At 37.9% G+C, this 17,902-nt stretch carries 19 protein-coding genes and 2 pseudogenes; 14 read left to right on the plus strand and 7 right to left on the minus strand.

Annotated features, from left to right (window positions below):
• Positions 1–69: 69 nt before the first annotated feature.
• The 8 genes from WBW42_RS05065 to WBW42_RS05100 all read left to right on the plus strand — a co-directional run bounded on the left by WBW42_RS05065 (position 70) and on the right by WBW42_RS05100 (position 8,825).
• Positions 70–1,491: a glutamate synthase subunit beta gene (locus tag WBW42_RS05065; protein ID WP_002117101.1), complete on the plus strand. Its 1,422-nt coding sequence runs from the start codon at positions 70–72 to the stop codon at positions 1,489–1,491.
• A 173-nt stretch (positions 1,492–1,664) separates the two neighbouring features.
• Positions 1,665–2,552, plus strand: coding sequence for a metal-dependent hydrolase (locus WBW42_RS05070; protein WP_014207824.1), 888 nt, complete (start codon positions 1,665–1,667; stop codon positions 2,550–2,552).
• Between the two features lie 130 nt (positions 2,553–2,682).
• Entirely contained in the window at positions 2,683–3,273 is a 591-nt protein-coding gene (locus WBW42_RS05075; protein WP_002117090.1) for a LemA family protein, read from the plus strand.
• A 24-nt stretch (positions 3,274–3,297) separates the two neighbouring features.
• Positions 3,298–4,380: a TPM domain-containing protein gene (locus tag WBW42_RS05080; protein WP_032063182.1), complete on the plus strand. Its 1,083-nt coding sequence runs from the start codon at positions 3,298–3,300 to the stop codon at positions 4,378–4,380.
• Positions 4,374–4,934, plus strand: coding sequence for a TPM domain-containing protein (locus WBW42_RS05085; RefSeq protein ID WP_032057259.1), 561 nt, complete (start codon positions 4,374–4,376; stop codon positions 4,932–4,934). Before WBW42_RS05080 ends, WBW42_RS05085 begins: the two co-directional genes overlap by 7 nt.
• 348 nt (positions 4,935–5,282) lie before the next feature.
• Positions 5,283–5,720, plus strand: a complete 438-nt coding sequence (locus WBW42_RS05090) for a pilin (protein ID WP_004789794.1) — start codon at positions 5,283–5,285, stop codon at positions 5,718–5,720.
• 57 nt (positions 5,721–5,777) lie between these two features.
• Positions 5,778–7,091 carry an O-antigen ligase family protein gene (locus WBW42_RS05095; protein ID WP_032063181.1) on the plus strand — a complete coding sequence of 438 codons (1,314 nt, stop codon included), beginning with the start codon at positions 5,778–5,780 and terminating at the stop codon, positions 7,089–7,091.
• Between the two features lie 105 nt (positions 7,092–7,196).
• The gene (locus WBW42_RS05100; protein WP_017481721.1) at positions 7,197–8,825 is read left to right on the plus strand and encodes a PglL family O-oligosaccharyltransferase; all 1,629 of its coding nucleotides are present in this window, start codon (positions 7,197–7,199) and stop codon (positions 8,823–8,825) included.
• Positions 8,826–8,867: 42 nt separating this feature from the next.
• On the opposite strand, the gene bfr is transcribed toward WBW42_RS05100, so the two are convergent.
• Both bfr and WBW42_RS05110 read right to left on the minus strand, forming a co-directional pair.
• Positions 8,868–9,332: a heteropolymeric bacterioferritin subunit Bfr gene (bfr, locus tag WBW42_RS05105; protein ID WP_005067113.1), complete on the minus strand. Its 465-nt coding sequence runs from the start codon at positions 9,330–9,332 to the stop codon at positions 8,868–8,870.
• 243 nt (positions 9,333–9,575) lie between these two features.
• Positions 9,576–9,770, minus strand: coding sequence for a bacterioferritin-associated ferredoxin (locus WBW42_RS05110; protein ID WP_000289091.1), 195 nt, complete (start codon positions 9,768–9,770; stop codon positions 9,576–9,578).
• 102 nt (positions 9,771–9,872) lie between these two features.
• Here WBW42_RS05110 and WBW42_RS05115 point away from each other — a divergent pair.
• Positions 9,873–10,000: pseudogene (locus WBW42_RS05115) on the plus strand (hypothetical protein).
• On the opposite strand, the gene WBW42_RS05120 reads toward WBW42_RS05115, so the two are convergent.
• The 5 genes and pseudogenes from WBW42_RS05120 to gmk form a co-directional block, all read right to left on the minus strand.
• A complete protein-coding gene (locus WBW42_RS05120) occupies positions 9,990–10,373 on the minus strand; it encodes a RidA family protein (RefSeq protein ID WP_002116996.1) in 384 nt (127 codons plus the stop codon). The pseudogene WBW42_RS05115 and the gene WBW42_RS05120 overlap by 11 nt on opposite strands.
• A 146-nt stretch (positions 10,374–10,519) precedes the next feature.
• The gene (locus WBW42_RS05125) at positions 10,520–12,625 is read right to left on the minus strand and encodes a RelA/SpoT family protein (RefSeq protein WP_032057263.1); all 2,106 of its coding nucleotides are present in this window, start codon (positions 12,623–12,625) and stop codon (positions 10,520–10,522) included.
• A 15-nt stretch (positions 12,626–12,640) separates the two neighbouring features.
• Positions 12,641–12,796 (minus strand): annotated as a pseudogene (locus WBW42_RS05130) (hypothetical protein).
• A 38-nt stretch (positions 12,797–12,834) separates the two neighbouring features.
• On the minus strand, positions 12,835–13,113 hold the full coding sequence (gene rpoZ / locus WBW42_RS05135) for a DNA-directed RNA polymerase subunit omega (protein WP_002116990.1): 279 nt from the start codon (positions 13,111–13,113) through the stop codon (positions 12,835–12,837).
• A 72-nt stretch (positions 13,114–13,185) separates the two neighbouring features.
• The gene (gene gmk, locus WBW42_RS05140) at positions 13,186–13,815 is read right to left on the minus strand and encodes a guanylate kinase (protein ID WP_005804544.1); all 630 of its coding nucleotides are present in this window, start codon (positions 13,813–13,815) and stop codon (positions 13,186–13,188) included.
• Between the two features lie 122 nt (positions 13,816–13,937).
• On the opposite strand from gmk, the gene ispH reads away from it, so the two are divergent.
• From ispH to WBW42_RS05165, 5 genes are all read left to right on the plus strand, one after another.
• Positions 13,938–14,888, plus strand: coding sequence for a 4-hydroxy-3-methylbut-2-enyl diphosphate reductase (ispH, locus tag WBW42_RS05145; RefSeq protein ID WP_002116992.1), 951 nt, complete (start codon positions 13,938–13,940; stop codon positions 14,886–14,888).
• A gap of 169 nt (positions 14,889–15,057) precedes the next feature.
• A complete protein-coding gene (locus WBW42_RS05150; protein WP_032057265.1) occupies positions 15,058–15,531 on the plus strand; it encodes a pilus assembly FimT family protein in 474 nt (157 codons plus the stop codon).
• Entirely contained in the window at positions 15,525–16,085 is a 561-nt protein-coding gene (gene pilV / locus WBW42_RS05155) for a type IV pilus modification protein PilV (protein WP_080777128.1), read from the plus strand. The genes WBW42_RS05150 and pilV overlap by 7 nt, the downstream gene beginning before the upstream one ends.
• Positions 16,085–17,086, plus strand: a complete 1,002-nt coding sequence (locus WBW42_RS05160) for a PilW family protein (protein WP_032057268.1) — start codon at positions 16,085–16,087, stop codon at positions 17,084–17,086. The genes pilV and WBW42_RS05160 overlap by 1 nt, the downstream gene beginning before the upstream one ends.
• Positions 17,083–17,892: a PilX N-terminal domain-containing pilus assembly protein gene (locus WBW42_RS05165; protein WP_005067126.1), complete on the plus strand. Its 810-nt coding sequence runs from the start codon at positions 17,083–17,085 to the stop codon at positions 17,890–17,892. Before WBW42_RS05160 ends, WBW42_RS05165 begins: the two co-directional genes overlap by 4 nt.
• Positions 17,893–17,902 lie beyond the last annotated feature (10 nt).

The following is a 17,902-nucleotide window of genomic DNA, read 5'->3' on the forward strand; positions in this document are numbered from 1 at the left end:
ACGACTGCAAAGACATAGGCAGGTGCGGGCAACAAGCAAGGAAATCCGCGCCTACCCACGGAGAGAGACATGGCAGAACGCCTAAATAATGACTTTCAATTTCTGGATGTACCACGCCAAGATCCAGAGAAAAAAGATATTACTGTCCGCAAAGCAGAATTTGTGGAAATTTATAAGCCTTTTACATCGGAAACTGTCACTAATCAGACTCACCGTTGTTTAGGCTGTGGTAACCCATATTGCGAATGGAAATGTCCTGTACATAACTACATCCCAAACTGGTTAAAACTGATCGCTGAAGGCCAAATTTTCCAAGCTGCTGAGCTTTGTCATCAAACCAATACACTACCTGAGGTATGTGGTCGCGTATGCCCACAAGACCGTTTGTGTGAAGGTGCTTGTACCTTAAATGATGGTTTTGGTGCAGTAACCATTGGTAATGCTGAGAAATATATCAATGACACAGCTTTTGCTTTAGGCTGGCGTCCAGATATGTCAGGCGTAAAATGGACTGACAAAAAAGTTGCAATTATTGGTGCTGGTCCAGCAGGTTTAGGCTGTGCGGATATTCTAGCTCGTGGTGGTGTTAAACCAGTTGTATTTGATAAGCGTCCTGAAATTGGTGGCTTACTTACATTCGGTATTCCAGAATTTAAAATGGAAAAAGATGTCATGAAACGCCGCCGTGAAATTTTCACGGGCATGGGCATCGAATTCCGTTTAAATACTGAAATTGGTAAAGACATCACGATTGATGAATTACTTGCAGAATATGATGCAGTATTCATGGGTATGGGAACTTATACCTACATGAAAGGTGGTTTCCCGGGTGAAGATCTTGATGGTGTTTATGATGCACTTGATTTCTTAATCTCTAATGTGAATCGTTGTCAAGGTTGGGAAAAAGATCCAAGTGAATACATCAGCTTAGATGGGAAAAAGGTGATTGTTCTAGGTGGTGGGGATACCGCAATGGACTGTAACCGGACTTCATTGCGCCAAGGTGCTCACGATGTAACTTGTGCATACCGTCGTGATGAAAGCAACATGCCAGGTTCTGCGCGTGAAGTAAAAAATGCCTATGAAGAGGGTGTGAAATTCCTATTCAATCGCCAACCAGTCGAAATCGTTGGTGAAAATGGCAAGGTAACAGGCGTAAAAGTGGTAACGACACAAATGGGTGAACCAGATAGTCGTGGCCGTCGTAGTCCTGAGCCAATTCCTGGTTCTGAAGAAGTATTACCAGCTGATGCAGTTTTACTTGCTTTCGGTTTCCGCCCAAGCCCAGCAGACTGGTTTGGTAATGTGAATATCAATCTTGATGGTTCAGGCCGTGTTGTCGCAGCTGAAAAGCAAGAATTCAAATTTCAGACATCAAACCCGAAAATCTTTGCTGGTGGTGATATGGTACGTGGCTCAGACCTTGTTGTGACAGCGATTTGGGAAGGTCGTCAAGCTGCTGAAGGCATTTTGGATTATCTTGGTGTTTAATAAATTAATTTGTTAAATAACTGAAAAAAGCCTACTTCAAGTAGGCTTTTTTATTGGCTGCCATTAGTCACTTTGATGTTTTTGGCAAATATAATAAGCTTTTTTGCCCTTTTTAGCTTTTTAAGCTCGAGACATACTCGAAACTTCCTTCTTCAATACAGTAGGTGTTGAATATGAACATCGCAGGTATGACGGCAGAAAAATCATATTTAAATCGTCGAAAAGCGTTGGGTATTACAGTGCGTCGTCTTGAATTTAATCCAAAGGCCATCAAGCGGCACTATTTTGCAAATTCACCCCTCATGTCGCATTTTTTAACTGCACTCTCATCAACGTTTCCGGTAGGTGAGCAATTTTTTGTAAATAGCGTACGTAATGTGCGTGATAAAGTCTCGGATCCTCAGCTACAAGCACAAATTGCGGCGTTTATTGGACAAGAGGCCATGCATTCCAAAGCACATGGCGAATTTAATGAAGCTTGGCGACGGGATGATTATAATCTGGACAGTTTTCAAAATTGGCTAAATGAGCGGGATAAATATTTAAGAACAATTCCACCTAAGCTGCAATTGGCATTGACCTGTGCGTTTGAACATTTCACTGCTTTACTTGGGGGATATGTCTTACAGCACCCGGAGTTATTAAAGACGCTAGATGAAGATGCGCTAAAACTTTGGGTATGGCATGCGATTGAAGAAATTGAACACCGTTCGGTTGCATTTGATGTTTATCAACATGTATATGGTGATGATCGTATTCGCAGATTATTAATGCGTAGCGTCACTACAGGATTTGCGAGCCTCGCTTTTTATGGGACAACTCGTTTATTTTGGCAAGATAAATGGAATAGCTTACCTAAAATCGGGGGTAATTTATTTGGATTATATTTGCTGATGAAGATGCTTGTTCAGTTAATGCCTGAATACTTTGCATATTACAAAAAAGACTTTCATCCGAGTCAAAAAGATTATGGCAGGATGGTTAATTATTGGAAAAGCTCTTTGGCAGAAGAATATCAAATGGCAAGTTTTGAACAAGAAAAAGATCAGCGATTGAGCTAATAGATAACCGGATTTAAAAGTCCGGTTTTTTAAAATCAATAAAATAAAAGCAACACAATAATGCCTAATTCATCATACAATCAGGTAAAGAGGTTAAAAATATAAAGAAAAACTTGAGGATAATGTGACGATGAAAACGTTGAAACAATTTGCGATCGCAACAACACTTGCCAGTACCTTACTGTTTTCGGGATGTGGCTATAACACTCTACAAGTAAAAGATGAGGCTGTAACAGCAGCGTGGTCTGAAGTACAGAACCAATATCAACGTCGTTCAGATTTGGTACCAAATCTTGTGAACGTAGTTAAGGGTTATGCTAAGCACGAAGAGCAAGTATTAACTGAAGTGACACAGGCACGTTCTAATGTGGCAGGTTTAAAAGTTGATAAAGAAGTTTTAGAAGACCCAGCTTTACTTGAAAAATATCAACAGGCTCAAAGTCAATTAACAGGGGCGTTATCTCGACTCATTGCTGTTTCGGAAAATTACCCAGATTTGAAAGCCAATACTCAATTCCAAGAACTACAAGTTCAGCTTGAAGGTACTGAAAACCGTATTGCTGTTGCGCGTAATCGTTATATTACAACAGTACAAGACTATAACTCATATGTGCGTCAGTTCCCTCAGGCAGTAACAGCAAAAGTAATTGGTATGCATCCAAAAGCCAATTTCTCTGCAGAAGCATCTGCACAACAGGCTCCAAAAGTTTCTTTTGATTAATTTTACAAATCAAAGGAGTGCCGTATGAGAAATACTCTATTGCTTCAATCAAAGCAAATTAAGGTCTTTATTTCGACCTTAATTTTGCTTTGTTGTGGTGTTCTTTTTCAGAATACGGCATGGAGTGAAACTAATATTGCAACTGCTACCGATGAGGGAGACGCAATAGTTGCTGGCAAAATTGTTCAAAAGCAACAAACTCAAGCTGCTGCAACTAAAATAGAGGGGCAAGCTGCTTCAAGTCCTGCTCCTCAAGTCCAATTTACTAATGATATGGCTGATGGGGAATCAATTCGTGGTTTGCCAACTTTAAACCAGCCTGTTATTGATCAAGCCAATATCTTAAGCGAGGCTGAGAAGCAGCAACTTAATCAAAAAATTCTAAGTTTATACCAACAAGGCAAAGCGCAGATTGGTATTGTGATTGTTCCCACAACTGGTCAAGAAGATATCTTTGATTATGCGTTACGTATTGGTGAAAAGTGGCAATTGGGATCATCTAAACGTGATAATGGATTACTCATTGCAGTCGCTGTAAATGACCGCCGTATACAAATACTAACTGGTTATGGCCTAGAAGGTGTGTTGCCGGATATTGTGGCAAGTCGGATCATTCGAAACCAAATTACACCTTATTTTAAACAAGCCCAATATGCACAAGGTTTGAGTGCAGGTATCGATGAAATTGGAAGAATTTTAAATCTTGACCCAGAAGTAGCACAGCAAGCTGCTCAAGATTTAAAAGAACGTCAGCATCAAGCTGCAGAAGAACAGCAAGCCAAGCAGACAACGCTGACAATGGCTTTATTTATTCTTGTTGCTGGAATTGTGGGTTCATTTATTGTCGGTCGTCCGCTTAGTGCATCTACAGCTGGTGTTGCTGCTGCAGTAGCAGGATTCGTAAATGGAGCAGGGCTAGTCACTAGCTTACTACTTGGTTTTGGTATTTTCTTTTTACTCATTACATCAATTGCCCAATTTATTTTACAGGCCATTCTGAGTGGTTCTGGTGGCGGTGGACGTGGAGGAGGCTTCGGCGGAGGTGGCGGAGGCTATGGTGGCGGCGGAGGCCGTTTTGGCGGTGGAGGTGCTTCAGGCTCATGGTAACAACATCAGAAACAACACAAATTATTACTCAACCAAAAATTGAAGAATCTGTAGAGCCAAGTCTAAAACGTTGGTTTAAACATCTATGTTATTTACCTGCTAGTAGTCGTTATTTTTCAAAACAAGATAAGCAAGCTATCGCAGATGCTGTACAGCAGGCAGAACATGGCCATGTTGGAGAAATACAGGTTGTAATTGAAGGCCATATTCCATGTTCACAAGCTTATAGACAAAACACGCGTTTAAGAGCACAGCAATTATTTGCAGAACTAGGCGTTTGGGATACTGCATTAAATAGCGGCGTATTGTTATACCTAAATTTATGTGAACGAACGGTAGAAATTATATTTGATCGTGGCATTCGAAATGCGACTAACGATCAAGTCTGGCAACAGATTTGTGAAGTAATAGTACAAAAGCTTAAGCAAAAAGAATATCAGCAAGCTGTAGTGATGGGCGTACAACAAATTGGAGAGGTGATGTCACGGTTTTATGACGAAAACATGCCCGATCAATCCAATGAATTAGGCAATGCTCCGATTATTCTTAATTAGCTCGTTTTTTGATATTCTTATATTAGCTAATTTTCATAATTTTACTTTTAAAGGTGACTGACAAAAAATGTCACCTATTTATTTATTTTTAATGAGATTTTTATCACAATAAAGAATTAAAAAATTGAAATAAGTGATGAGCTATTTTTTATTAGTGACATATTACCAATAAAGTTTGAGTGACAATTTTTGTCAATTATTTACACCGATTTAATATTTAAGAATAGTTAAATTTAATATAAATATTTGTTTTTTAATTAAAATAAAAGTTGGCATGGATGCTGCAATATAGTTGATAGCTGAAAAAGCTTATATAAAAACATACATACAATCTTTGGGGAAAAGGCTATGAATGCACAAAAAGGTTTTACATTAATTGAGCTTATGATCGTGGTTGCCATTATTGGTATTTTGGCAGCAATTGCGATTCCTGCATATCAAAACTATATTGCTAAGTCTCAAGTAGGAACAGGTTTAACCGATATTACAGCTGGTAAAACTAATACAGAAACTAAATTAGCAGAAGGTTTAGCAGCTAATTTATCTGCAGCATCTGACGTAGGACTACAAAGCTCGAGTAATGCTTGTTCTTCTATTTCAGTATCTGTTGCTACTACTGGATTGACAACAATTGAATGTACATTGCAAGGTACTTCACAAATCAACGGTAAGAAAATTTCTTGGGAACGAACAGCTGATAGTGCTACAGCAGGCACTACGGGTACATGGCGTTGTAAAACTGATGTTGCAACAAATTTACGTCCTAAATCATGTGGTGCTTCGTAATAAATAGCTAAAAAAAGAGAGGTTGCTACCTCTCTTTTTTTATTGAAGAAAATAAATATGTTGAAAAAAAATATAATGTTCCTACTAATAGGAATTTATCTCATTACAGCATTATTAGGTTATCAAATTGGTTGGTCAGTTTTCCAATATGATGAACTTCGTTTATTACAGTTTCCATTGGCACTATTTGCTTTGTTAATTTTGATTTTTACAAAAAAAATAGAATATTCAATTTCCACTCAAATTACTTTTTTTCTGATTGGTTTATTAATTGCTATACAGATAACAACTTATAGCATTTTTCAGTTTCAAGAACTTTGGTCTGCGATAGCATTACTATTTATATTTTCTGCTTTGCCATATGATTTAAAGAATGTAAAAAATATAGAACATGGCTTAGCATTGATCGTTGTTTCAGCATTTATTCCATGTTTATTTATTTGCATCTCTATCGCTAATTTTATTTTATATAAACAATGGTTTGATTGGCAATTTAACTCTGGCACGATCCGAATTTATGACAGTATTATCGTGCCTATATTCTTTTTTCTAATTTTTTTGAAAAATAAAAAGTATCCATATATTCATTACTTTTATCCATTTGCTAGTTTCTTTTTTGCTCTAGCATGGTTTTTTGATGGAGCTAGATCCGCTTTATTTGCTGTAGCGACAGGATTGTTAGTTTTCGTTATCTACTCTCGAGAAAATCGAAAGCTCATTTTGCAAAGCTGTATTTACATTTTTTTTGCTTTTGTAGTTTATAAAACTACGATTTATTTCGCTGATAAAAATACCATGACCGTAATGAGAGTGGGGACATCCATGCGTGCAGAGATGTGGAGTTTTGTTTTTGAGCAATGGAAAGAAAAGCCATGGTCTGGAGTTGGGGGGGGGTATCTCTCAGAAATCCAATATAAATATGGACATCACATACATAATTTATATTTAAGGTTAATTTTTGAATGGGGAATAGTTGGGTGTATTTTTTTAGTTTGGATGATATATCAAGTTGTTAAGTTGTTTCGAGATAAGGATGCTTTACCTATTACGAAAGCTGGCTTAATTGCAATTTTAGTTGATGCGATGTTCTCAGGAAGTATGGTTTATCCCGCTTCACAAATAGCCTGTATATTATTTTTAGCATTTGCTTTTTCTCAGTCGGAGCAGTCTAAAGAATATTTGAAATATCCTTATAGAGCTACAAAACTACTAATTGCTTTATGGGGAGCTTTATTTTTATACATTACGATTATGTACTTAGGACAAGATTTAACTTGCTGGGGGTGTACGAGTTATGTCGGACGGATGGCACCAAATTTTTGGGAGTATGGTAGTACACAGCACTTGATACCAGCTTCACACATTCCTTAATTTTTTATACTAAATTTTATTAAGGTCTTTTCATTTAGACTTCATACATTCTTTTTTAGACTTCCATGTATAATTCTCACAAGTTTTGGTCTCTAGCCTCTCACTATGCAAGTATTCTTTCTGTTCTTCGCTGCAATCCTGTTGGGTTTTGCATGGTTGTCTCCATTTCACTACAGCCCGTGGGTCATGTTCTCAAGTGAAGTCAGTACTTTTGGGGCTGGGCTATGTGTATTAATTGCTTTACTTCAACAAAATATTAAAATTCCTAGAGCACAGATATTGTTGCTACCATTTACTTTAATTCCTATTGTGCAGTGGGGCTTTGGTTTAGTTTTTGATTTAAGTACGGCTTTATTAAGTACATTTTACTTATTAGGTTTTTGGTTTATGGTCTTGGCTGGCTACAACCTATCTTTAGATCAAAAAAAGAGAGATCAAATTTTTTCAGGTTTTAGCTTATTAGTAATTATTACATCGCTATTAACTAGTCTTATAGCAATTTTTCAATGGTTGAATATTGAATCACATTTAATTTATACCCTTCATCTGATTGGTAACCGTCCTTACGGAAATTTTGGTCAACCCAACAACATGGCAACATTCCTAATTATTGGGTTATTAGGATGTTTGTATCTATATGAAAAAAATAAGGCAACCGTCTGGTTACTCCTGCCTTCAGCCCTCATTATTCTGTTTACGATCGCCTTGAGTCAGTCACGAACATCATGGATCGTTTTTCCATTTTTATTCATCTATTGGATAGTTAAACAATTTGGGAAACAAAAAAGATTTGGAGTTTTTCAAGGTTTTTTGTGGTGCGTCGGTTTTTTCGTAATGGCTGGTGTAATTCTACCATTTGCTACTAATTTAATTGAAGCATGGTCAAGTACTGATGTAACCGAAGCAAGTGGTTTGGTTGAAAGAGCAAGCTCTGGGTATTTGCGTTTTAATATCTGGTCACAAATGTTGCTTGCTGTACAGCAGCACCCTTGGTTAGGTTATGGTTGGAATCAAACCAGTGTGGCACAAATGACAGTTTACCATGCTTTCCCAACAGGAGAGTGGACGACTAGTGCACATAATGTACTGCTTGATTTAATTATCTGGAATGGTATTCCCTTGGGTACTGTAATCATTACCTACTTTGCTTGCTGGTTTATTTGGTTAAATCAACAGGCTAAAAATACCATCTCGATTATAGCGATTATGATGGTCTGTACAGTGCTTATTCATGCCATGTTAGAGTTTCCACAGCGCTATGCTTATTTCTTACTTACTTGTGGATTCCTACTGGGTATTGTGCAAGCACAAACTACTGTACTTAAGGGAATTATCCTCAACAAACATCTTTTTCGCTTATCATGGGTTGTAAGTTTATTGCTTATTATTGCAATTCTACGTGATTACAATGTCTATGTTCTGAATAGTAATTTGCTTTTTAATAATAAGCGTCCAAACGCTGAATTTATGGGAAGTGGTAAAATTTTTGTTTTAACACAGTTTGAGCAGCGTTTAAGTTGGATAGAACTTAATCCCCAAAATATTTTATCTGAAGGTGATTTGGTTGAATGGGAAAATTTTATAAAGAATAAGCCTACTCCATATAACTTACGTAAATACGCAAAATTGCTCGCTTACAACGGGAAAGTAGAACAGGCACAGCAGCAAATATTTATTTTGCAACATCTTTATAAGCAAAAAATAACGCTATCAGAATTACTAAAAGAGAAGTAATAAAAAATCCCCTTAAGTATAAGGGGATTTTTTTATGAGAAATTACATTTGGCTCTGGATATAATTTTCAATACCAACATTGCCAATAAGATCAATTTGAGTATCTAGCCAGTCCCAGTATTCTTCTTCTTTTTCTAGAATTTCTTGAACAAGGTCACGAGTGACATAATCTTGCTCTGTTTCAGCTAAAGCAACCGCTTTTTGAATTGCTTCTATATTTTCTTTTACTTTACGAATGTCACAGTGCAGAACTTCTTCTGTGTGTTGACCAATATAAAGCTTACCTAAATGTTGAAGGTTAGGTAGTCCTTCTAAAAATAAAATACGTTCAATGATTTTATCTGCATGCTTCATTTGACGAATTGATTCTTTATATTCAGCAGAGCCAAGCTGCTCAATTCCCCAGTCATTAAACATGCGTGAATGTAAAAAGTATTGATTAATTGCAGTTAAATGATGATACAGCACTTGGTTAAGCTGATTAATGACATCACGATTGCCTTTCATTGTAGCTACTCCAAAACAATTTCTGCCTCAAACTTAATTAAGGCAATCTATAAATCCATTTTAGTGAACAATCATGGAGATGGCGAGTAATTTATGGAACAGCAAATGAAAATCGCAATCAAAAACAACACAATATTAAAAAGGAGGTTTTTATGTCAAAAAAAACCGCTTGAATGAGGAACTATAAAGGTTCCGCAAAAAGCGGTGGAGGAGTCAATAAATTTTGTTAAATATTAATTTTTATTATGCAGCTACAGAAATGCGAGCAGCGATTTCTGCTAATTCTTCACTAATAATAGCGCGAGCTTCTGGTGCACAGCGTCCACAGCATGTACCAAGATCAAGCAAATCGCGAATTTCACGATAGCTTTCAGCGCCATTTTCAATAGCGTCTTTAATATCCTGATCGGTAATGCCACGACACAAGCAAACGTACATGGGAGTGATCCCCAAATATAAATGCGATAATTGATATTATTGATAATTATTATCGTTTGTCAATGAAATTCATTTAAAATCTCATTTATCATTATTGGGATTTTGGATAAAAAAATACCACCTAAGCGGAAATCTAAAAAGAATTTAGATTTTTATGCCAAGGTGGTTCGTTTTTTAAAAACTAAATATTTAAAATTGGATAGTTTGAAAATTTATATCTTATTGATTAATAATTACAATTCCGTCCATTTCCACTAGTGCGCCTTTTGGCAAGCTTGCTACACCAAGAGCTGCACGTGCAGGGTAGGGCTGAGCAAAATATTCACCCATAATTTGGTTTACGAGTTGGAAATTTGATAGATCAGTTAAAAAAATATTGAGCTTAGCAATATCTGCAAGTGAACCACCAGCAGCTTCACAAACTGCTTTTAAATTATCAAATACACGGCGAATTTGAGCTTCGATACCTTCTACAAGTTCCATACTGTATGGGTCTAAACCAATTTGCCCTGAAAGATATAGCGTATTGTCTACTAAAATAGCTTGAGAGTATGTGCCGATAGCAGCAGGGGCATTTTCAGTATGAATGACTTGGCGGGACATTTGGTTCTCCTTGATTAAATCTATTTCCATCATAATCGATGATAGCTTTGGACAAAAGTATCATCGATTTAATTGATTAAGTGAATTTGGAAAGTTTGATTTTGTTAAGGAAACAAAAATTTATAACCAATAGTCTCTATAAAGATTTAACTTACTTTTGAAATTTCCATTTGTGGAGCAGGAGCGTCTAAACGTTCAATCCGTGGGAAACCATAGTGCATGCGTAAATCACGAATGACTTTTGCAATATGTTTACGGTTATTCACTACAATATTCACAAAAGTTCTTTGCTCATTTGAGTGAACCATCTCTACCCCAGCGTTATTTTTACGACATTGATAGATTAGGTCTGATACCTGTTCGTCACTCATTGCCATATAAATAGCAAGATATGCTGTAAAACGGACATCATCTACATCATCTGCTTTCCATTGAAGCGGCATGATATTTTCAGGGTGTAAATGTTGTTCATGTAGCAAGTTATGACATCGAATTCGATGCACAATTAACCCGCGACGTGTTAAATGTCCTTGAATTGGATCGCCTAGAATAGGATTGCAGCAGTGTGCATATTTAACGTCGACTCCTTCCGTACTTTGAATAAGTCGATCTGAGTTTTCTACTTGCGGATGTTTGTCATGAGCAAATAAGTGATTTGCTACAAGTTGAGGTAGTAAATCGCCAACCGCAATTTGTTCAAACAATGTATTTTTATTATCGATGTGGCGCCATTGCAATAGATCTAACCAGTCCGCTTCAGAAAGATCATTGATTGAACGATTAAAAAGTTTTAATGCACGAGAAAGTGCTTGTGCACCAACAAGACGTTGTTCTTCGATATCTTGATCTTTAAGCACATGCTGTAATGCACGACGCGCTTTTTGCGTATTAATAAAGCTTAGCCAGTCTGGGTTTGGTGTTGCCAAAACATCCGTAATAATCTCGATAACCTGACCGCTAACTAATGGGGTAGAGAGTGGTTTAATCTCTCCATCGACTTTTGCACCAACCGCATGGTTACCTAAAAATAAGCTTGCTGAATAAGCAAAATCAACTACAGTAGCGCCTTGCGGTAGCTCATGCAGTTGACCGTGTGGTGTATATACCCAGATTTTTTCTTGATGTAGATAATCAAGTAAATCATTAAAAGTTGTTTTAGCACATTCACCGTCAATCAATGTATTTAAGTTCTGCATTGAAGCCTGAATGGCAGAGCGGCAAGTTTGCGGCGCATTTTCACCTAAAACTACCCCAAAACGGGCAGCTTTACGCATGAGCTCAGTTTGAATGGTAAGAGATAGTGTTGTTTTTTCGCCTTTAAGTTTAATCAATAAAGACTGATTACCGCCGGGTAATGGTCGACGAATGTGGTCTTGGTACTGGATAACCTGAAAGTTTTCTCTTAATGCTTCTTCTAGGCGGTCACAGTCGGCAATGCTTTGTAGAACAATTTCGAAAGCATGACTATGGGTAAGCTCTTGGAGATCCATCTCGTTTTTAACGAAATGGCGTAATAATTCGATATTGTTATTTTTCTTTTTAATACGGCCTTGGATATGATAATTATGCAGAAGTTCAGCGAGGTTTTGTTCCCAGATACTTTGATATTTACAACGTTCTGGCTTTGTCTGTAGCAGAGCATTCTGAACGTTATCAAACATATCAAGGTCAAGGTTTTGATAGCAGAGATTCTCTAGATTATCGCCCATTTCATTCATGCCGACTAATCTTGCCATCGGTACAAATATATCAAAAGTTTCTTGAGCGATGCGGGCACGTTTATCTGGACGTAAAGCACCTAGAGTTGTCATATTATGATAGCGATCTGCTAATTTAATAATGATGACACGCGGATCTTGTAAGGTCGCTTGCAGAATTTTTCGGAATGAAGCTGCCTTATTATATTCTTTATCGCTTGATTGGCTAAGTTTGGTTACACCATCGACTAGCTCTGCAACGGTTAGGCCAAACTTCTCAATAATATCTTCTTTTGTATATTGAGTATCTTCAATAACATCATGCAAAAGTGCTGCCATTAAAGTTTCAGCATCTAAACGCATGTTTGCAAGAATACAGCTTACAGCAATCGGATGCAGAATATAGGGTTCGCCACTTTTACGCGTAATGCCAGTGTGCGCTAGATCGGCAAAATCGCAGGCAGCAAGCACTTTTTCGACTTCGCTTACCGATAAGTAAGGGTCGATAATTAATTTGAGCTGTTGCTTGGCTTGGCTGACCTCTTCGCCTGGCATAAATCACCCTTTTTCCTATTGCTGAAAAACTAAATCTATCTGCTTCTTAATGAAAAGCATATTGCGGAACTTGTCAATTTTTTCATTTGAAAAAGTGTATTTTTTTTTCAATGAAAATAATTGCTTTTCTCAATATGTTTAAATATGGGACAAAGCCAAATAAAAAACCATCGCAGAAAAACGATGGTTTTTTTATGAAACAGGTTGAATTAGAAAGAAAAACCTTCTAAATTCAAGCTGTTTGTAGAAAGGGCAAGATCAAGACTAGAAGTTTGGTAATCTTGCTCACGTTGTTTAAGAATTTCTTTCGTAACGTGCCCTGCCGCGATTTCGCGCAAAGAAACTACAGTCGGTTTGTCGTTATCCCATTCTACAGTTGGCTCCATGCCTTGACGTGCCAATTGACGAGCACGTTTACTTGCAACGAGCACAAGCTCAAAACGGTTGTCTACATGATCTAAACAATCTTCAACGGTGACGCGTGCCATAAAAGTTCTCGTTCTGGAATGGTAAATTTGAACAGACTAAATAGTATAAAAGGCTTTCGATCTAGACTCAAGTTATTCCTGTTTTGGTTGAGGAGTAATCAAGTCCTGAATTAAAGCTTGATGACGTTTTGCTTGCTGAGATAGCACCAAACGGTTCGCTGTAATTACAGCTTCAAGCTCATGTAAGGCTTTATTAAAATCATCATTGATAATGATGTAATCAAAGTTCGTGTAGTGCTGCATATCTTCTACTGCACAGCTTAAACGATGCTCAATGACTTCAACTGAGTCAGTGCCACGATTAGATAAACGCTGACGTAAATCAAATTGAGTTGGGGGTAAAATGAATATTTGCTTGGATTCAGGAAAAAGTTTGCGTACTTGTTCTGCACCTTGCCAATCAATTTCAAGTAAGACATCGTGTCCTTGAGCTAGCTGTTGTTTTACCGTAGCTTGAGAAGTGCCATAGTAGTTACCAAATACTTCAGCGTATTCGATAAATCCATCATGGTTGACTTGGTCTAGAAATTCATCTTTTGTAGTGAAGTGATAGTGAACACCATCTAACTCACCGGGACGCTGACCTCGGGTTGTATGCGAGACTGAAACATGTAAATTGCTCACACGGTCAAGCAGGGCTTTTACCAAAGATGTTTTGCCCGTTCCTGATGCAGCAGAAACGACAAACAATAGACCCGACATGATATTTTTCCTGATATGATAAAATATCTTCGCTATTGTAGTGTACCGTGCGTTTAAACTGAATAGTTTTAATTGCAAATATTCAAGAGAAATTCCCCTGTTTTATTAATTTTGAGGCTGTTATGGAAATTGTGTTAGCTAATCCGCGTGGTTTTTGTGCCGGTGTTGATCGAGCCATAGCAATCGTCAATCGGGCTTTAGAATGTTTCAATCCTCCTATTTATGTACGTCATGAAGTTGTACACAATAAATTTGTGGTAGATGACTTGCGTCAAAGAGGGGCCGTTTTTGTTGATGAACTAGATCAGGTTCCGGATGACTCAATTGTAATTTTTAGTGCGCATGGTGTTTCAAAAGCAGTTCAACAAGAAGCTGAACGCCGAGGTTTAAAAGTTTTCGATGCGACTTGTCCTTTAGTGACCAAAGTTCATATTGAAGTGACTAAATATGCGCGTGAAGGTACTGAAGCTATTTTAATTGGTCATGAGGGGCACCCGGAAGTCGAAGGTACAATGGGGCAATATGACAAATTAAAAGGCGGTGATATTTATCTGGTTGAAGATGAAGAAGATGTTGCTGCACTTACCGTACGACATCCTGAGAAACTTGCATTTGTAACTCAAACAACGCTTTCTATTGATGATACAGCTAAGGTTATTGATGCTTTGCGTGCAAAATTTCCGCATATTCAGGGCCCACGTAAAGATGACATTTGCTACGCAACTCAAAACAGACAAGATGCTGTGCGTGATTTAGCTGAAAAGTGTGATGTGGTTTTAGTTGTAGGTTCACCTAACTCATCAAACTCAAATCGATTACGTGAGCTTGCAGAGCGTATGGGTAAAGCCGCTTACCTTGTAGATAATGCTGATCAGTTAGAGCAATCATGGTTCAATGAAACTTGCAAAATTGGTGTTACCGCTGGTGCTTCTGCGCCAGAAATTTTGATTAAACAAGTGATTCAACGTTTACAAGATTGGGGTGCTCAAGCACCGAAAGAATTAGATGGGCGTGAAGAGAACATAACCTTTAGTCTTCCTAAGGAATTACGTATTCATGTGACTCAAGCGTAAAGTGTGATGTATTTAATATACTGATTTTAAAAAGTTAAACAGGTAATTGTTGATATGACAGTTATCTGTTTTTTTATACCCTTTATCTGCTTTGTATTTGTTTTGTAAACATAAGACGTAAAATTTAATTAATAAATAAAAAATTTTAAAGTTTATTTGGGGTGTGGGGATGAGGGGAATTATTCCACAAGACGGGTTCACCTTGGTTGAGCTTATGGTGACGATTGCGGTCATGGCTATTATCGCGATGATGGCCGCGCCATCTATGTCGAATTTATTAGAAAGCAAACGACTAGATGGAAACCAACGAGATCTAATCAATACTTTATCGGAAGCAAAGAGCCAAGCCATACTTGGTCGACAAGACGTTTCTATTAATCTGAATTCAACAGCTTTAAATACTCCCACTTCCTTGAATTGGAAAGCTGATTCCAATAACAGTCTTGAGCTTAAAAATATCGCTGCTGATGGTACGCAGAGTTCGTTAACAGCGACGACTTTAACTTTTAATGCGAATGGGGTGATAACCAATATCGCCCAAGACACACTTTTATCTATCTGTAATTCAAAAATAAATAAAAAGAAAATTCTTATTCTAACAAAGCTTGGCACATTAATTTTTAAAGCTGAGGAGACATGTTAATGCAGGGCTCTAAACAAAAAGCTCAAGTTGGGGTGGGTTTATTAGAAGTGTTGGTTGCCCTAATTTTAATTGCGATAGGGGTTTTAGGATATATTGCCTTGCAAGTCCGGGCTATGGATGCTTCTTCAGAGGCATTAAGTAAATCTCAAGCGATTATGATCATGAGAGGATTAGCAGAAAACATTCGCGTAAATAGTTCTCAAGCTAGTCAGTATCCTGCATTTGTCCGTAGTTATAGCAACTATTCATCTGCCACCACTGCTCCTACTTTGTGTTTCAATGCAGCTTGTACACCTTCTCAGCTTGCCCAATTTGATGCATATCAAGCAGCAAGAAATGCTGATCAACTTGGCATGAAAATCACAATGACGAATTGCCCAGGGGTTACAAGCACAATGGCCCAGCAGAGGCAATGTTTGTTTGTTTTTTGGGGAAAAACCGCTCCAGTAATTACAACAAATGAGGGAGTCACTAGCGCGGATGTGTCGAGTTGTATGAGTACAAATGGCGTTTATGTCAATAATTCGAACTGTTTAATGATGGAGGCATATTAATGGCTCACTCATTTGTATCGTGGAAACAACGAGGCTTTACATTAATTGAGCTGATGGTGGCATTGGCTTTAGGTCTAATTTTGGTGGCCGCGGCGACTCAATTATTTATTGGTGGACTTCTATCAAGTCGTCTACAAAAAGCAAATGCTGAAATACAAGATAGCGGTATTTTTGGATTGGAATATATTGCCCGAGATATACGCCTTCTAAATTATGGGAATGTAACCAATCCAATATTAACTGATACAACCCCTTGGGGTGGTGTTGTATTAACTGGCTCAACTGCAACCAATAATAACAATGTTAATTTTGTCCCTAACGTTGGAACAAATACCTATATTGCTGACACATTACTCAGTCGTGGTGCCGGCGATACGGTGAGTACCGTGAGTAATCATTGGAAAGGTCTTTCAAATATACAGAACAGTTCAAATGCAGTTGTGCAAAGTGATCAATTGACTATCCAATTTATTGCGCCTACGAATATGACCAATTGTGAAGGTGTGAATGTACTTGCAGGTGATTTAATTGTAGAGCGTTATTTTTTACGTCTGGATAGTAATGGTAGTTCCCAGCAAGATTATGCTCTTGCATGTGATGCAAATACTCCCTCAGCTGTAGCCACAGCTCAACCGACTACTATTGCTGGGTTGGGCGACGCTGGTCAAATTGTATTGCCGCGTATTGATCATTTCCATGTGCTGTTTGGTGCAAAAAATGCGGCTGGCAATTTTGCTTATTATACCATTCCCCAATATCGCGCTGCTGCACAGGCTGCTCGAGATGCTACACCATCTGTGATGCCGCCACGAATTCTTTCAATACAAATATCTGTATTAGCGCGCTCTACTAATAATGCCCAAAGCAAAGCAATAGATCCTGAGCAATCTTTTTTTATGTTAGATCAAACCGTGCATGCTTCTGATAATACAACTCGATTCTTACGCCGCACTTATAACTTAACAATTGCTCTACGCAACGCGATGGGGGAAAGTCTATGACCCATTTAATTCATAAAAGTCGATCTAAAGAAAAAGGGGCAACCCTTATTGTTGTACTTATTATTTTATTAATTGTTATTTCTGTAGGTGTTTTAGCAATAAGAGTGGCTATTGTTTCTTTAAAAGTTGCTACCAATAGCCAAGTGAGCCAATTAAATTTTCAGTCATCTGACACACCTTTAGAACTCATTGTGCAGATGAATCCTACCACCCTAACTAATATTACCAATGTGATTGGCGCCGCGCTCAAAGAGCATGAAAGTAACCCAGGCGCAGAATACAACTTTTGTTATAAGCCTGTTTCTACAGCAACAAATTTTGCTCAAACCAGAGGTGCAAGTTTACTTCGAGCAGGAAGTGCCAATAATGCGGTTGTCGAAGATGGCGGAGTGGCGGGTTTCTGCAATTTAACAACTGACTATGGAAGTAATCGTCAAGCAGTGGTTACCCAAGTTGCTGTAAGTGTTCCAACAGATGCTGCTAGCGATATCCCAGGTTCAAATTTACCACGAGGAACAAACACCTCGGAAGGTACGCAACTTCCTAAAAGCATGTTGTCTACGCAACGTATTCGAGTGATCACAACTGCGTTTTTGCCAGCCTATGCTTCTACCTCTATTGAAACTTTACAAAGAGATTGCTTAAGCACGAGTTCGGCAAAAATTAGCGACAATTTTGATACCGCATTAACGGCTAAACAAACATTGGCGGAATGTTTGGCAAATCATAACGTGCCTTTTAGTACTCAAGTTCAAGAATTTAACTATACCAATAAACTCACTCAAATTACGGCACCAGGTTCATAATGGGGAATAT

The sequence above is a fragment of the Acinetobacter sp. LT1 genome (assembly GCF_059800965.1).

What these genes read in the sequence shown, in the direction of transcription:
- WBW42_RS05085 (WP_032057259.1), top strand. Translation starts at nt 4,374, where the DNA reads ATGGTAACAACATCAGAAACAACACAAATTATTACTCAACCAAAAATT.
- WBW42_RS05150 (WP_032057265.1), top strand. Translation starts at nt 15,058, where the DNA reads ATGAGGGGAATTATTCCACAAGACGGGTTCACCTTGGTTGAGCTTATG.
- WBW42_RS05090 (WP_004789794.1), top strand. Translation starts at nt 5,283, where the DNA reads ATGAATGCACAAAAAGGTTTTACATTAATTGAGCTTATGATCGTGGTT.
- WBW42_RS05070 (WP_014207824.1), top strand. Translation starts at nt 1,665, where the DNA reads ATGAACATCGCAGGTATGACGGCAGAAAAATCATATTTAAATCGTCGA.
- ispH (WP_002116992.1), top strand. Translation starts at nt 13,938, where the DNA reads ATGGAAATTGTGTTAGCTAATCCGCGTGGTTTTTGTGCCGGTGTTGAT.
- rpoZ (WP_002116990.1), bottom strand. Translation starts at nt 13,113, where the DNA reads ATGGCACGCGTCACCGTTGAAGATTGTTTAGATCATGTAGACAACCGT.
- WBW42_RS05120 (WP_002116996.1), bottom strand. Translation starts at nt 10,373, where the DNA reads ATGTCCCGCCAAGTCATTCATACTGAAAATGCCCCTGCTGCTATCGGC.
- WBW42_RS05080 (WP_032063182.1), top strand. Translation starts at nt 3,298, where the DNA reads ATGAGAAATACTCTATTGCTTCAATCAAAGCAAATTAAGGTCTTTATT.
- pilV (WP_080777128.1), top strand. Translation starts at nt 15,525, where the DNA reads ATGTTAATGCAGGGCTCTAAACAAAAAGCTCAAGTTGGGGTGGGTTTA.
- WBW42_RS05125 (WP_032057263.1), bottom strand. Translation starts at nt 12,625, where the DNA reads ATGCCAGGCGAAGAGGTCAGCCAAGCCAAGCAACAGCTCAAATTAATT.
- bfr (WP_005067113.1), bottom strand. Translation starts at nt 9,332, where the DNA reads ATGAAAGGCAATCGTGATGTCATTAATCAGCTTAACCAAGTGCTGTAT.
- WBW42_RS05095 (WP_032063181.1), top strand. Translation starts at nt 5,778, where the DNA reads ATGTTGAAAAAAAATATAATGTTCCTACTAATAGGAATTTATCTCATT.
- WBW42_RS05065 (WP_002117101.1), top strand. Translation starts at nt 70, where the DNA reads ATGGCAGAACGCCTAAATAATGACTTTCAATTTCTGGATGTACCACGC.
- WBW42_RS05075 (WP_002117090.1), top strand. Translation starts at nt 2,683, where the DNA reads ATGAAAACGTTGAAACAATTTGCGATCGCAACAACACTTGCCAGTACC.
- gmk (WP_005804544.1), bottom strand. Translation starts at nt 13,815, where the DNA reads ATGTCGGGTCTATTGTTTGTCGTTTCTGCTGCATCAGGAACGGGCAAA.
- WBW42_RS05110 (WP_000289091.1), bottom strand. Translation starts at nt 9,770, where the DNA reads ATGTACGTTTGCTTGTGTCGTGGCATTACCGATCAGGATATTAAAGAC.
- WBW42_RS05160 (WP_032057268.1), top strand. Translation starts at nt 16,085, where the DNA reads ATGGCTCACTCATTTGTATCGTGGAAACAACGAGGCTTTACATTAATT.
- WBW42_RS05165 (WP_005067126.1), top strand. Translation starts at nt 17,083, where the DNA reads ATGACCCATTTAATTCATAAAAGTCGATCTAAAGAAAAAGGGGCAACC.
- WBW42_RS05100 (WP_017481721.1), top strand. Translation starts at nt 7,197, where the DNA reads ATGCAAGTATTCTTTCTGTTCTTCGCTGCAATCCTGTTGGGTTTTGCA.